Source organism: Janthinobacterium sp. PC23-8, from assembly GCF_002250505.1.
Classification (GTDB): Bacteria; Pseudomonadota; Gammaproteobacteria; order Burkholderiales; family Burkholderiaceae_D; genus Janthinobacterium.
Window position 1 is genome coordinate 505,754 of record NZ_NJGY01000004.1, and the last position, 14,880, is coordinate 520,633.

13 protein-coding genes are annotated in these 14,880 nt (G+C 62.3%); 4 read left to right on the plus strand and 9 right to left on the minus strand.

Annotated elements, in window-relative coordinates; translation table 11 throughout:
• Window positions 1–76 precede the first annotated feature (76 nt).
• The 5 genes from corA to glnA form a co-directional block, all read right to left on the minus strand.
• The gene (corA, locus tag CD932_RS25760) at window positions 77–1,042 is read right to left on the minus strand and encodes a magnesium/cobalt transporter CorA (protein WP_094445719.1); all 966 of its coding nucleotides are present in this window, start codon (window positions 1,040–1,042) and stop codon (window positions 77–79) included.
• A gap of 157 nt (window positions 1,043–1,199) precedes the next feature.
• A complete protein-coding gene (gene ntrC / locus CD932_RS25765; protein ID WP_094445720.1) occupies window positions 1,200–2,702 on the minus strand; it encodes a nitrogen regulation protein NR(I) in 1,503 nt (500 codons plus the stop codon).
• Between the two features lie 61 nt (window positions 2,703–2,763).
• Entirely contained in the window at window positions 2,764–3,855 is a 1,092-nt protein-coding gene (gene glnL, locus CD932_RS25770) for a nitrogen regulation protein NR(II) (protein WP_094445721.1), read from the minus strand.
• The gene (locus CD932_RS25775; RefSeq protein WP_369679851.1) at window positions 3,852–4,364 is read right to left on the minus strand and encodes a DUF4124 domain-containing protein; all 513 of its coding nucleotides are present in this window, start codon (window positions 4,362–4,364) and stop codon (window positions 3,852–3,854) included. The genes glnL and CD932_RS25775 overlap by 4 nt, the downstream gene beginning before the upstream one ends.
• A 141-nt stretch (window positions 4,365–4,505) precedes the next feature.
• Entirely contained in the window at window positions 4,506–5,921 is a 1,416-nt protein-coding gene (glnA, locus tag CD932_RS25780; RefSeq protein WP_065307351.1) for a type I glutamate--ammonia ligase, read from the minus strand.
• Between the two features lie 384 nt (window positions 5,922–6,305).
• On the opposite strand from glnA, the gene CD932_RS25785 reads away from it, so the two are divergent.
• The 3 genes from CD932_RS25785 to CD932_RS25795 all read left to right on the plus strand — a co-directional run bounded on the left by CD932_RS25785 (window position 6,306) and on the right by CD932_RS25795 (window position 7,533).
• Window positions 6,306–6,767, plus strand: coding sequence for a rhodanese-like domain-containing protein (locus tag CD932_RS25785; protein WP_094445723.1), 462 nt, complete (start codon window positions 6,306–6,308; stop codon window positions 6,765–6,767).
• A 134-nt stretch (window positions 6,768–6,901) separates the two neighbouring features.
• Window positions 6,902–7,249, plus strand: coding sequence for a type II toxin-antitoxin system RelE/ParE family toxin (locus CD932_RS25790; RefSeq protein WP_094445724.1), 348 nt, complete (start codon window positions 6,902–6,904; stop codon window positions 7,247–7,249).
• Window positions 7,246–7,533, plus strand: a complete 288-nt coding sequence (locus CD932_RS25795; RefSeq protein ID WP_217907370.1) for an XRE family transcriptional regulator — start codon at window positions 7,246–7,248, stop codon at window positions 7,531–7,533. Before CD932_RS25790 ends, CD932_RS25795 begins: the two co-directional genes overlap by 4 nt.
• Here CD932_RS25795 and CD932_RS25800 read toward each other — a convergent pair whose 3' ends face one another.
• A complete protein-coding gene (locus CD932_RS25800; protein WP_094445878.1) occupies window positions 7,534–8,880 on the minus strand; it encodes a TAXI family TRAP transporter solute-binding subunit in 1,347 nt (448 codons plus the stop codon).
• Window positions 8,881–9,149: 269 nt separating this feature from the next.
• Here CD932_RS25800 and CD932_RS25805 point away from each other — a divergent pair, with 269 nt between their 5' ends.
• Window positions 9,150–9,755: a glutathione S-transferase family protein gene (locus CD932_RS25805; protein ID WP_094445726.1), complete on the plus strand. Its 606-nt coding sequence runs from the start codon at window positions 9,150–9,152 to the stop codon at window positions 9,753–9,755.
• Here the strand turns inward: CD932_RS25805 and CD932_RS25810 are convergent.
• The 3 genes from CD932_RS25810 to CD932_RS25820 form a co-directional block, all read right to left on the minus strand.
• A complete protein-coding gene (locus CD932_RS25810) occupies window positions 9,752–12,877 on the minus strand; it encodes a transglycosylase domain-containing protein (RefSeq protein WP_094445727.1) in 3,126 nt (1,041 codons plus the stop codon). The two genes, CD932_RS25805 and CD932_RS25810, sit on opposite strands and share 4 nt — an antisense overlap.
• Before the next feature lie 348 nt (window positions 12,878–13,225).
• Window positions 13,226–14,011: a molybdopterin-binding protein gene (locus CD932_RS25815; RefSeq protein WP_094445728.1), complete on the minus strand. Its 786-nt coding sequence runs from the start codon at window positions 14,009–14,011 to the stop codon at window positions 13,226–13,228.
• Between the two features lie 37 nt (window positions 14,012–14,048).
• Window positions 14,049–14,876 (minus strand): EI24 domain-containing protein, encoded by an 828-nt coding sequence (locus CD932_RS25820; RefSeq protein WP_094445729.1) that lies wholly within the window; start codon window positions 14,874–14,876, stop codon window positions 14,049–14,051.
• Between the last annotated feature and the right edge of the window lie 4 nt (window positions 14,877–14,880).

Below are 14,880 nucleotides of genomic sequence, written 5' to 3' on the forward strand. Positions count from 1 at the left end.
TCGCGGGCCGGCAAAGGCCGACCCTCGCTGATTGTACCCTTGGATATTGTCCAATAATACAGATTGCAGGAAATTTTTACAGCCAGCCCGAGCGCTTGAACAGGTAATACATATAGCCGCAAGCGCCGCACATCACGGCCACGGCAGCCGGATAGCCGTAATGCCACTCCAGTTCCGGCATGAATTTGAAGTTCATGCCCCAGATGCCGGCAAACGCGGTAAATACGGCAAAGATGGCCGCCCAGGCCGCCAGTTGCTTGTTCACTTCGCTCTCGTCGATGGCCACCATCGACAGGTTCACCTGGATCGCCGTGCTGATGGTGTCGCGGATCGAGTCGAGCGTGCCGTTGATGCGCGCCAGGTGGTCGTGCACGTCGCGAAAATATTCCTGCGTGTCGTGCGCCAGCGGCGGCACCCGGCCGCCGTGCAACTTGCCGACCGCCTCCATCAGTGGCCCCACCACATGGCGCAGCACCATCACCTTGCGTTTCAACTGGTACAGACGTTCGATATTGACGCGCTCGCTGCCGGAATCGAACATGCGGTCCTCGATCGCCTCCAGTTCCGACTCCAGGGCGTCGAGCACGGGAAAGTAGCGGTCGACGACGGCGTCCATCAGCGCGTACAGCACGAAGGCCGAGCCCTGGCGCAGCAGGTGCGGCTCGCGTTCGGCGCGCGCGCGCACGCCGAGGAAACCTTGCGAGCAATTGGTGCGCGACGAGAGCACGTAGTTGGCGCCGACAAAGATATCGACTTCGCCCAGCACCAGCTCATCGCCCACCATTTCCACGGTTTTGACCACGGCAAACAGGGAGTCGCCATATTCCTCGATCTTCGGGCGCTGATGGCCGCGCTGGGCGTCTTCCACCGCCAGTTCATGCAGGGAAAATTCATGCTGCATCTGTTTCAATTCATCGGGCGCGGCGTCGAGCAGGGCGACCCACACGAAGCAGTCGGGCCGCTCCACGTAATCGCTGATATCGTCGATCGGCAAGTCGGCCAGTTTCTTGCCATCCTGGTAGGCCACACAGTTAATCAGCATACAATTCCACAGTTCAAGTTGACGCCGGACGACACAGTCCGGCAGGCGCCAGCTTACCCTATTGTTTGCGCTGTGTTGTGGCCTGTAAAGAAACACGCAGGAAGAAAAGCGGGCGGAGCGCAATGCCCCGCCCGGAAGGACCAGCTGGCATTCGCGCTCAGTCTTCCTTGGCGCCGTCGATGCCCAGTTCCGAGATTTTGCGGGTGATGGTGTTGCGGCCGATGCCCAGGCGTACGGCGGCGTCATTCTTGCGGCCATGCGTATGCTTGAGCGCCGTCCTGATCAGGGCCGACTCGAACTGGCGTCCCAGCACGGCCATCACTTCCTGCTGGCCGGCGCCCAGCATGCCTGCCGCCTGCAGTTCGAGCAAACCGATCCAGCCCGGCGGCGCGCCATTGACGGGCGCGGCGGCGTCGAACACTTGTCCACCATGCGGCGCGCTGGAAGGCAGCTCGCCTGGTTGCGGCGCCGGCGCCGGCGGGTTGAGCATGCCGGACGACTCGCCCTGCCCCTGCGTCAGCTCCAGCGGCAAGTCCTTGATTTCCACCGTCTGACCCGGCGCCATCACGGTAATCCAGTTGCACAGGTTCTCCAGCTGGCGCACATTGCCGGGCAAGTCGAGGCTGCTCAAGAACTGCATCGTCGGCTCGCTCATGCGTTTGGCTTCCACACCCAGCTGGCGCGCGCTCTGCACCAGGAAGTGGCGCACCAGAATGGGGATGTCCTCGCGCCGCTCCCTCAAACTGGGCAGGCGCAGCCGGATCACGTTCAGGCGGTGATACAAGTCTTCGCGGAACAGCCCGTCGCGCACGCGCTGCTCGAGGTTCTGGTGGGTGGCGGTGATCACGCGCACGTTGGCCTTCATCGGCTGATGCCCGCCAACCCGGTAGAAATGCCCGTCGGACAATACCCGCAGCAGGCGCGTCTGCAGGTCGAACGGCATGTCGCCGATTTCGTCCAGGAACAGGGTGCCGTTCTCGGCCTGTTCGAAGCGGCCGCGGCGGGTGGTCTGCGCGCCCGTGAAGGCGCCCCGTTCGTGGCCGAACAGTTCCGATTCAAGCAGGTCCTTCGGGATCGCCGCCGTGTTCAGGGCGATGAACGGTTGCGCTGCGCGCGGGCTGTGTTTATGCAGCGCGCGCGCCACCAGTTCCTTGCCGGAACCGGATTCGCCGGTGATCAGTACCGTCACGTTCGATTGCGACAGGCGGCCGATGGCGCGAAACACTTCCTGCATGGCCGGCGCCTGGCCGAGAATTTCCGGCGTTTCCGACGGACCCGACTCGACGCTGGTCTCGCGCAGGCTTTCTTCGAGCGCGCGGCGTATCAGTTCGACCGCCTTGTCGATATCGAAAGGCTTGGCCAGGTATTCGAAGGCGCCGCCCTGGAAGGCGGCGACGGCCGAATCGAGGTCGGAAAAGGCGGTGATGATAATCACGGGCAAGCCAGGAAAGCGCGTCTTGACCATTTGCAGCAGGTCCAGGCCCGACGCGCCCGGCATGCGGATGTCCGACACCAGCACTTGCGGCGTGTCGAACTCGAGCGCGGCAATGGCGTCACGCGCATTGGCAAAGCTCTTGGTGGCCAGGTTTTCACGGGCCAGGGCTTTTTCCAGCACCCAGCGGATTGATTCGTCGTCGTCAACTATCCAGATTGGCTTCATTAGTGTGTGCGTCCCGCAATGGATTTCATGAGTGGGATACGACGGCAGGTGCTTCCCGCGCTTATGGCAGAGGCAAAACAATCCTGAAATCGGTATATCCAGGCCGGCTTTCGCATTCGATCACGCCCAGGTGCTGTTGCACGAAGGTCTGTGCCAAGGTCAGTCCCAAGCCGCTGCCGCCTTCCCGTCCCGACACCAGCGGGTAGAAAATCCGGTCGCGGATCTGGGGTGCGATGCCCGGTCCATTGTCGATGATATGCAAGTCTAATGCCAGGCCGTAACGCACCTTGGCCAAGGTCACCTGGCGCGCCACGCGGGTCTTGAAAATGAGCTCCGCGTCGCCCGCTTCGATACGGTCCGACAAGGCTTGCGCCGCGTTATGGGCAATGTTCAGCACGGTCTGGATCAGCTGCTCCTTGTCGCCGCGAAACTCGGGAATCGAGGCGTCGTAGTCGCGCAAGATGGTCAGGCCACTGGGAAACTCGGCCAGGATCAGGCTGCGCACACGCTCGCATACTTCATGGATATTGACGTCGCCGACGATGTGCGGGCGGCGGTGCGGCGCCAGCAGGCGGTCGACCAGGGTCTGCAGCCGGTCCGCTTCCTTGATGATGACCTGCGTGTATTCGCGCAATTCAAGCAGGTGCAGCGCCGGCAATTCGAGTTCCAGCAATTGCGCCGCGCCGCGGATGCCGCCCAGCGGGTTCTTGATTTCATGCGCCAGGTTGCGGATCAGCTCCTTGTTGACCTGGCTCTGGTCGAGGATGCGCTCTTCGCGGTCCAGTTTCAACTGCTGCACGTTTTCGCGCAATTCGATCAGGATGCTGTCCTCGGGGCCGTCCAGCGCGCTGATGATGCTGTGCACGCGCAAGGGCTCGCGCCCGATGCGCTCCAGGCTCAGGTCCTGGCGCAGGTCGGAAAACTTGTGCTCGCGCGCCTGGGCGCAGATGCCGGCCAGTTCGTCGGGATTGACGAACAGGGCCGTCATTTTTTGCCGCGACAGCGCTTTCAAGGAACTTTCCAGCAGGTTTTCCGCCGCCGCATTGGCGTAGCTGATGCGCCCGTCCTGGTCGAGCACGATCACGGCTGAAGCGAGCAGGTCCAACCCGGCCAGATGCGGCGGGCGGCGCGTGGGAATGTGGGAATCGGTCATCGGATATTCGCAATCTCGCGTTTCAAGGCCTCGACGTTTTGCTGCGTCCGGCCGAGGTTGTCTTTCAGTTGGGCCACCCGCTCCTGGTATTTGGCGTAGTTGCGTTCGTTGCCCTGGCGTTCAGGCTGGCCCTCGTTCAATTCCTGGCGCTGCGCGGCCAGCTTGCGCTCTTCGCTGCGCAACTCGTCCTGCAGGATCTGGCGCCGGTCCAGGTCGCGCGCGCGCTGTTCAAAACCATCGACGCGGGGAAAGTTAGCCGCGCCTGTGACGCCCGCCGCACTGGCCGGCGGCAGCGACGCCCTGGCGGCTGGCGCGACTGGCTGCGCGCTCCTGCGCGGCGGCTCGGTCATGGCGCCGGGCAAATCGAGCAGCTTGCACGCCGCGTTTTCACGCTTGTCGGTATAGGTTTTATGGCCTTGCCCATCGCTGCAGACATACAATTGACCCTGCGCCTGGCTTGCCGCGCCCAGCAAGGCCGCCGCCAGCGCCATCCTGTAATGCTTGTTCACTTTCCACTCCTGTCAGCTGTCACGATACCGGGCCGACTATACAACATCGCAGTGGTGCACTACATGAAAAAACGCGGGCAAGACCGAAAGCCTCACCCGCGTTTTTATTGATGCCGGCAGTGGTGCCGGCATGGCGCCAGATTACAGCGAGTAGTACATGTCGAACTCGGCAGGATGCGTGGTCATGCGCATGCGCTGCACGTCCTGCATTTTCAGTTCCAGGTAGGCATCGATCATCGAATCGCTGAACACGCCGCCACGGGTCAGGAACTCACGGTCCTTGTCCAGCGCATCGAGTGCTTCTTCCAGCGAAGCGCAGACGGTAGGGATCAGTGCATCTTCCTCAGGCGGCAGATGGTACAGATCTTTCGAGGCGGCTTCGCCCGGATGGATCTTGTTGGCAACGCCGTCCAGGCCAGCCATCAGCAGTGCGGCGAAGCACAGGTACGGGTTCGCCAGTGGATCCGGGAAGCGCGCTTCGACGCGGCGGCCTTTTGGATTGGCGACGTGCGGAATGCGGATCGAGGCGGAACGGTTTTTCGCCGAATAGGCCAGTTTCACCGGTGCTTCGTAGCCTGGTACCAGGCGCTTGTACGAGTTGGTGCCCGGATTGGTGATCGCGTTCAGTGCCTTGGCGTGCTTGATGATGCCGCCGATGTAGTACAGGGCGAAATCGGACAGGCCGGCATAGCCGTCGCCGGCGAACAGGTTCTTGCCGTCTTTCCATACGGACTGGTGCACGTGCATGCCCGAACCGTTGTCGCCAACGATAGGTTTCGGCATGAAGGTGGCGGTCTTGCCATAGCTGTGCGCCACGTTCCAGACCACGTATTTCAGGTTTTGCGTCCAGTCGGCGCGCTCGACCAGGGTCGAGAACTTGGTGCCGATTTCGTTCTGGCCGGCGCCAGCGACTTCATGGTGATGCACTTCGACCGGGATGCCCAGGGACTCCAGGATCAGGCACATTTCCGAACGCATGTCCTGGAAGCTGTCCACTGGTGGCACCGGGAAGTAGCCGCCCTTGACGGTCGGACGGTGGCCGCTGTTGCCGCCTTCGATATCCTTGCCGGTCGACCACGAACCTTCGTCCGAACCGATCTTGACGAAGCAGCCCGACATGTCGATCTTCCAGCGCACGCTGTCGAAGATGAAGAATTCAGGTTCCGGACCGAAGTAGGCAGTGTCGCCCATGCCCGACGATTTCAGATAGGCTTCGGCGCGTTTCGCGATCGAGCGCGGGTCGCGGTCATAGCCCTTGCCGTCAGACGGTTCGATCACGTCGCACTGCATGAACAGGGTGGTTTCTTCCATGAACGGGTCGATATTGGCGGTGCTTGGGTCCGGCAGCAAAATCATGTCGGACGCTTCAATGCCCTTCCAGCCAGCGATCGAGGAGCCGTCAAAGGCGTGGCCCGATTCGAATTTGTCCATGTCGAAGTGCGACACGGGCACCGTTACGTGCTGCTCTTTACCACGGGTGTCGGCAAAGCGGAAATCAACGAATTTGACTTCGTTCTCTTCTACCATCTTCAAGACTTCTGCGGCTGTCATTGCCATGCGTATCTCCTAAATGAATGTGGGGTGAGCCGACCTGAATGCGTCTGGGCTGATGAAGCGAAGCAAAGATTGCGTGCCACCAAAACTCACAGGAATCATAGCAGATTCCATGCCAGCTTATAAGAGCATAACAAGGAGCAGGGCAAACGCTGGCTACCCCTGTGAAAGTTTAAATACGGTTATTTTCCAGCAGGTATTGCGCCAAATCACAAACGCACCATGCAAGTGCGAAAAACAAATAATGCACCATTTTTGAGCGCAATATTGAAGAATTTAAAAAATGCACTGCGATGGTGCATTGCATGCCGTCGTTTGCGCTGCGCCGCCGGCACACTATAATTGTCCATATCGTCATCCCCACCTTTACCACCACAGGAGCACGCCATGAGCACCGCCGCCGACATCCTGGACCTTGCCCGCAGCCGTGCCAATGAAGGCACGCCGTATGCGGGCGCCGTCACGCCACAGGAAGCGTATGACTTGCTGCAACTGGACCCCGCGGTCAAGCTGATCGATGTACGCACCAATGCCGAGCGCGACTGGGTCGGCCGGGTCGATATCGCCGACACCCAGCATGGGGCGGTGCAATGGGCCACCTATCCGGGCGGCGTGCCCAATCCCGACTTCATGCCACAACTGGCCGGCCAGGCCGGCAAGGACGAGGTGCTGCTGTTCCTGTGCCGCTCGGGCGTGCGCTCGCGCCACGCGGCCAAGCTGGCCACCGAACATGGCTACGCGCACTGCTACGACATCCTGGAAGGCTTTGAGGGCGACAAGGACGCCGACGGCCACCGCAAGGCAATCGGCGGCTGGTGCAAGGCCGGGCTACCCTGGCTGGGCGCCTGAAGCCACAGGTGTTTGACATGGCAGGCCATCGCCCGCCCTGAGATCGCTTATAACCATCCATGGCCGCTGTTAAAAAACAGCGCAAATTCTCCTTGTGAGAAAGTACCTTTTATAGTACAACGTAGAGGTGCGTCATGGATGCTTCCGACTTGCGGCAGATTACTCTGCTGTTCTATGCGAATGGCCATGGCGGCGAACCGGTGCGCGACTGGTTGAAGTCGCTGCCTGCCTTTGAGCGCCACGTGATCGGGCAAGATTTGATGCATGCGCAGTGGCGCTGGCCGGTCGGCATGCCGCTGTGCCGGCATCTCGGACAGGGCTTGTCAGAAATTCGCAGCAGCCTGCCCGGCAACCGCATCGCCCGTGTATTGATCTGTCAGCACGGTAATTGTCTGGTGGCGCTGCACGGCTTTATCAAAAAAACCCGCACCACGCCCGACGACGACCTGGCGCTGGCGCGCAAACGACTGAAGGAACTGTGATGACCCACGCCAACCCCCATCTCGGCAGCAGCCTCGACGATTTCCTGCAAGAGGAAGGCATTTTCGAGCAGACGCAAACCCAGGCCATCAAGGAAGTGATTGCCTGGCAATTGACCCAGGCAATGCAGGAGCAATCGCTGTCGAAAACCCGCATGGCGGCCATGCTGCAAACGAGCCGCTCGCAGCTCGACCGCTTGTTGGATCCCACCAGCGACGTTACCCTGTCCACCCTGGAACGGGCCGCCGCGCTGGTCGGGCGCAAGCTGTCAGTCACGCTCGTGTAATCATTCCGGCACGGCGTCCGGCGCCGGCACACCCATCAGTGTCAACACCCGCTTGCGCACGAAGTTGATATGGCTGCGCAAGCCATACAGTCCATCGGCGAACGACAGCGGGATCGAGATCTGGTTGACCATCTCCTCGATCTGGTCCAGGCGCTTCAATTGCTCCGCATACACCTGCGCGCGGCGTTCAGGCGGCACATCCTCCAGCGCCTGCTCCACCGTGCGCAACTGCCCATACCAGCGGTACACGCGCGAGCGGATGCGCCACACATACAGCGGCGGCACCACGCGCGACAGCGGCAGGATCAGCGCGCCCAGCGCCACTACCAGCACCCACATGCGGTCAAAGAAATTGGCCAGCCAGAAACTCATGTAGCGCTGCAGCACCGGCGCGCCATCCTTGTAGAATTTCAGCGCTTCGGGCGCCACCGGGATTTCCGTATAGCGCGCCGACGGGAACTGCCCCTGCTGCTGGAACCAGCCGGTGCCGCCATGGATCGCGGCGGCCGCCTGCACGAACAGGTCGACCAGCGCCGGATGCAAGTCCGCGCGCGCGACCAGGGTGGCGGTCGGCGCGATCAGCTGATAATCCTGCGCCGGGATATTGCGGCCCAGGTCGACGATGCCGCGCGGCAGCACCACATGCGTCAGGAAAGGCAGGCGCCGCGTGTACGCTTCGGCCTGCGAGAAATCGAACAGGCGGATGCCCGGCGTTTGCAGCAGCATCTGGATCAGCGGCGCTTCCGGCGCCGAGCTGAACACGAGGCCATCGATGCGCCCTTCCAGCAACTCCACCGTGGCCGGCGTGTTTTGCAGCGCGCCCGTCGTCAGTTCATTGGGCTCCACGCCATTGGCCGACAGCAGTTGCCGGAACAGTCCCGGCACGCCCGTGCCTTCCGGCCCCAGGTTGATCTTCAGGCCGCGCAACTGCGTCAGTTCCGTCACCATCTTGTCTTCGCGCAGGAACAGCCAGACCGGTTCCGTAAACAGGCTGCCGAGGGAAATCAAGCCATGGCGCTCGGCGTCGGCGTGTTCGGTCGAGCCGCTTTGCACAAAGGCGATGTCGGTCGTGCCGGCGTTCAGGCGCTGCAGGTTTTCCTGCGACCCCAGCGAGGGCTGCAAGCTGACCTTGACGCCGTGCCTGGCCAGCGTGGCCGCGTATTTCTTGCCGAACTCTTCATAAGCGCTGTTGTCCTGCCCGGTCGACAATTTCACCTGGCGCGGCGGCGCCGGGTCGACCAGCCAGTAGGCCAGCGCGCAGACGGCGGCGATCAGCAGCAAGGTGGGGCCGGCGGTGGCGAGAAAGTCGCGGACGGAAAAACGGCTGAACGCGAGGATTTTGGACATATGGTGGCGCATGGGTTTCATAGGGGGCTAAGTAAGTGCCAAGAAATTATTGTGAAATTATGACGAACAGAACCGGATGCGCTGCAAGGCGCCCGATGCGACGCAGTGCGAGCACTGCTAGCAGCGGGCAACGCCGCAGAGCGCCGGTTATGGAAGTCAGAATTCACAAGAATTTATGCGTACTTACTGAACATGCCAAGAAACGGGCAACTATGCAAGCAGCTTCGCGTGCGCTACATTAAGACCAAACCACCAACCGGGAGCCACGCATGTTGCACATCCTCGGCAAAGCCGCCTCGATCAATGTCCGCAAGGTCCTGTGGACCTGCGAAGAACTGAACCTGCCGTATGAACGCGAAGACTGGGGCAGCGGCTTTCGCGCCACCAACGATCCCGCCTTCCTGGCGCTCAACCCGAACGCCATGGTGCCGGTGCTGGTTGACGGCGACCTGGTGCTGTGGGAATCGAACACCATCTGCCGCTATTTGTGCGCACGCGAAGGCCGCGACGACCTGCTGCCCCCAGACCCGCGCGGCCGCGCCGAGGTTGAAAAATGGATGGACTGGCAGATGGGTGAGCTGAACAATTCCTGGCGCTACGCCTTCATGTCGCTGGTGCGCCAAAGTCCGGCGCACCAGGATGCGGCGCTGCTGGCCGCCGGCATCGCCGGCTGGAACGCCATGATGGGCATCCTGGAGCAGCAACTGCAACGCACCGGCGCCTATGTCTGCGGCCAACAATTTACCCTGGCCGACATCGTGCTGGGCTTGGCCGCCAAGCGCTGGCTGATGGCGCCGATGGAACGTCCCGACTATCCGGCAATCGCCGCCTATCATGCGCGCCTGGCGCACAAGACGGCGGCGTTTGCCGGTTAATTGGCACACTGTTTCGCCGCGCCTTGCGCTGGCGGCCCCTGCTCGATCAGCGGCATCAGGCTGGGCGCCAGCGACACCAGCAACTGCACCGGCAAGGCGCTGGTGAAGTCGTAGTTTTTCGATTCCGGCCCGCGCACGTAGGCCGTCATGCTGCCATAGAAACGCTCGCCGATATTGAAGACAAACGTGGCCGAGCGGTTCACGTAGCGCGACTCGATCAGCCGCCCGCCGGCGCCATACACGTCGAAGCGCTGGTCGCCGGTACCCGTCTTGCCGCCCATGGCAATGGGCACGCCGTCGGCGCCGACAAACGCAGTCTTGGCGCGCTTGGCGGTGCCGTCCGAGACCACCGCGCGGATCGCCCTGGCCACCGCGCGCGCCACCTCCGGCGACAGCACCTGCTCGGCCTTGCCGTTGGTGGCGCGCTTGACCATGGTGTCGTACGGCGTATTGGCGGCGAAATGCATGGAGTCGATGCGCACGCTTGGTTTGCGCACGCCATCGTTGATAATAATGCCCATCAATTCGGCCAGCGCGGCGGGCCGGTCGGCCGAGGCGCCCAGGGTGGTGGCGAACGACGGCACCAGGGAATCGAACGGATACCCCATCTTCTTCCACTGACGATGGATTTCGAGAAAACCTTCGACTTCCAGCAGGTCGGCGATGCGGCGGTCCTGGGCATGCTTGCGGTGCGTATTGAACAGCCATTTGTAGACTTCCTGGCGTTGCTTTTCGCTGGCCGCCACCATCTGCGACAAGGTCGCTCCCGGGTTCTGGCGCAAAAAGGCCACCATCCACAGTTCGAGCGGATGCACATTGGCCAGGTAGCCGCGGTCGGCCAGCGACCAGTTTTCCATCGCATACTGGTCGTACATTTTCGCCACGCGCTCGGGCGGCACTTCGTTCTGCGACGTCAGGTTGACGTTCAGGAAGTCGGCGAACTCGGCGCGCGTGCCTTTCGGATTGATGGTGCGGTAGATATTGGCCAGGCGCACCGGGGTTGGCCTTATGCTGGCCAACAACACCTTCTCCTGCTCGTCGACGCTCTTGCCGCGGTACTTCTGGTAGAAGCGGTGCAGGAATTCGCGCCCTTCCTTGTCGGCAAAACGGCTCAGGTACTGGGCGCGGCGCGGATCGTCGGCATCGGCCAGCAGCGAAGCCGAAGAGTCTGGCCGCGAGAACATGTAGTAGCGCGCCACGTCGCGCATCAGGCGCACGAAGACCAGGTTGGTCGACTGCTGCAAGGCGTGCTGCACCGTCATGATGCGGCTGTCGTCGAGCTTGGAGAAGTTACCGAAATGATGCAGGCCGCCGCCCGTGAAAAAGCCTTCGGCCGGGTTGCCCGAATACTTGCGCTCCATCGCCGCTTCCAGCATGGCCGGCAGGTTGCGCGCCTCGCCCACCGGTTTTGACGACAGGTAGCCGATGCCCCACTGCGTCAGCATGTCCTTCGGATCGACCGCCACCTTGGACAACTCGCTGGCGCTCATGGCGCCGTAGCGCTTTTGCAGCTGATCGACGATATCGAGGTAGCTGACCAGGGTGCGCAGCTTGGCGGTGGAACCGAGATCGAGCTTGGCGCCTTCGTTGATGTCGAGCGGCTGGTCGAAGTTATCGGTCTGCACGCGCAGCAGGTTGGCCTTGTCGCCCTTTTGCAGCAAGGTAAAGCTGTACACCACATTGGCCGGATCGCCATTGCCCAGCATGCCCTTGCCCGTCAGGCCGGCCGCTTTCGCCACCGCCGGATCGCGCAATTCGCGCAAGACCTTGGTGACGGCGTTTTGCGCCTGTGCGTCGAGCGTGCTGACCACGCTCAGGTCGAGCCGGTCGAGGTTGTACAGGCGCGGGTCGCCCAGCATCCCGGCCAGGTGGTTGCGCACGGCATTCGAGGCCTTGCGCGTGACAAACGAGGTGGCCGCCTCCGACTGCGCGCCGGACGCCGTCGATGGCCGCAATGGCTGGGCCAGCGCGGCATCGCGCAGCTGCGGCGTGATCACGCCGGCCTGCGCCAGCAGGCGCAAGTGGCTGTTGGTCAGCGCTTCGAGGTCGGCGCCGCCGGCCACCAGATAATGCGAGGGACGGCGCTGTGCGATCAACAGGCTCAGCGCCTGCTTGTAGGCCAGCGCGCTGCCCGGCTGGTCCAGCCTGGGCGTCAACTGCGCCTTGACGTCGTCGAAGTTGCGGCCATACCAGACCCACATGCCGTCGCCGATGCCGTTGACTTCGCCAAAGCCGCTTTTTGCCGACAGCGGCACCGTATTGAGGTAGTTGACGACGATCTTGCGCCGCACCGCCATGGTGTTTTCGCCATCCTGGTACGAACGCAGGCTGGCCGACAGCATCTGCAGCAGCTTGTCTTTCATGGAACTGGTGCGGCCGTCTTCGGAATGGCGGTATTTTTCGATCTGCGTGGCCAGCGTGCTGCCACCGCCGCCGCGATGGCCACCCACCATATTGAGCGCCTTGTCCAGCACGGCCTTGCTCAGGCGGTCCCATTCGACGGCCGGATTGCGCTCGGGCGTGCCCGGGTCGAGCAGTTCGCGGTTTTCGATAAACAGCAGGCTTTGCACCAGCGCCGGCGGCGCTTCGGCAAAACCGTTGAAGGCACGCTCGGGATAGACGGCCGAAAACAGCGGCGCGGCGCGGCAATCGAGGATGGCGAGGCCGGCGCGGTTTTTCTCGTGGTAGGTGGCAAACACGCCCATGTCGACCAGTTGCACCATCTTCGGCGACATGCGCGACTGCGCCGTGACGGTGTAGTCGCGCGCATTGAGCTTGCCGATGAAGTCGGGCAGGCTGGCGTAGCCGAGCCGCTCGTCGTACGGGCCATGCTGCGGATAGCGGATCGCGCCGGCAGGACTGGCGCCGGGCTCGACCTTGTATGTCAGTTGCCGGCTCAGGCGGTTGAAAAACTCCGCCTGCAAGGCCGAGCTGCGCACTTCACGCATGACGAACCAGGCCGCGCCGGCGATCAGCGCCAGCAGTATCAGGACAAAGATCGGCCAGACGCGCGAACGGCGCTTCGGGCGCGGCCCCACGGGCGGCGGCGCCTCGGGTCCGGCCACGGGTTCTTCGGGAGGCCGCACTTGTGCATGGGCCAGGTTGTCGCCTGTGTCTTTCATGGGATGCTGGAGTCAGTTTGAATAAGGGGGTGGTTGGCGCGCACCAGACGGCGACGGCAAATGCAGCCGGCGTGCTCTGCGCAAGATAAGACGGTGGCCAGGCGAGGCCGGTAATACTGCTGCTTGCTTGACATGATATCCAGACCGGTGAATCAACAATACGCAACAGGACAGCGCCCGCGTGGGCAGAACGGCAATGACGCAAAAGTCCTGTTCACCATTGCACCACATCGGCACGAGCAGCATTGACGAGCGCGCACAAAAATCTTTCTTCCATAAAGATTTTCGCAAAAAAACAACGACCGGACTGTACGCTTGCATACATAGCTGCAAGCGGGTTGGCAACCTTCAGATGGTGGTGTATTCGGCGCGCAAGGCGTCGAGCGCGGCGCGCATCTCGGCAAAGGCAGCCTGCGCCTGTTCCGGCTCGCCCTTGACGCCCAGTTCGATATGGCGGCGCGTGTTGGCGTCGCCCACGCTGGGCAGGCTGAATACCTTGATCAGGGGGAACTGCGCTTCGAGCCGCACCATCAGCGGCGTGAGCAGGGATTCGGCCGTTTCGTACACCAGCAGCGCATGCTCCGCATGCGGCACCTGGTTGAACAGGTGCGCATAATGGGTGTCGAGCACCCACTCGATCATCGGCCAGGACATGACGGGGAAACCGGGCACGAAATAATGTTCGCGCACGGCAAAGCCGGCAATCTTGTTGTACGGGTTCGGGATCAGCTCGGCGCCTTCGGCAAACTCGGCCATTTTCAGGCGGTGCAGGTTTTCCGGCGAATCCAGGTCGACCGCCACGCCCGCTTCCAGGCCCATTTCCGTGATGCGCTGCTGGATGTTGAGCTTGCCTTGCGGATGCAATACCAGTGGCAGGCCCAGCGCGCTGGCTGCCGCCTGGCGCGTATGGTCGTCGGGCGTGGCGCCGATGCCGCCAAAACACAGCACGATGTCGCCGCTGGCAAAGGTGCGCTTGAGCAAGGCGACGATGCGCTCCGGCTCGTCACCTACATATTCCGCCCAGCTCAGCTGCAGGCCACGCGCCTTGAGCAGCTGCACCACTTTCGGAAAATGCTGGTCCGTGCGCTTGCCCGACAAAATTTCGTCGCCAATGATGATCAGTCCGATAGCCATGTCACTTCCTTTGTTCGATTCAATATGATAATGGGTGTTACGCGTCGGCGGCCGGCACATCCTTCATGCCCTGCACGGCGCGCAATGCCGCCAACGCTTCCAGGCAGTAGTACTGGAACCACAGGCCGGTAAAAATAAAGATCAGCACATACAGCCAGATGGCGAATCCCGCCAGGAAGGGGAAGAACACCACCGACATCACGCCGCCCATCCACAGCATGCCGGGCACGGCGCCAGCCACGCCCGAGACCAGGCCAATGACAAAGAGCTGCGTGCGGCGCGCGCGCATGATGGCCTGGCGCTCTTCCACGCTGGCGTAGTCGGCCATCGCGTCATAGGCCATCACGCGGTAAGTGAGCCAGCCCCACAGCACGGCCTGGCCCACCAGCGCGGCCGGCGGAAACGCATACAGCGGCAGCATTACCACCCAGGCAATGATGAACAGCAAGAACGTGGCCAGCGAAGTGCCGACGCTGCCCAAGAGGCTGCCGCCATGCTTTTGTTGCAACTGCGGAAAGTGGCGCCCGCCGACATGGCGCGCAATCGCCGGCATCGCAAACAGGCCCATGAAGATCAGCGCCGTCAAAATCATCAGCGGCAGCAGCATGAACATGGCGATCAGCGGCACGATCACCGCTTTCAGCATGCCCAGGCCAAAGGTGGTCAGCACGGCGCCGCTGGTGCGGAAGAAATCGTATTCGGTAAACCACGCGTGCAGGCTGTCGATCAGCGGCTGCAGGCCGAACCACAGCAAGGCGCCCCACAGCAGCAGCGACAGCAGAAACGGCAGCGCGCTCAGCAGCAACATCTTGCCGTGCAGCTGGGACAGCAGCGCGCGGCCATAGGAATTGATTACATTGCGCATCAGT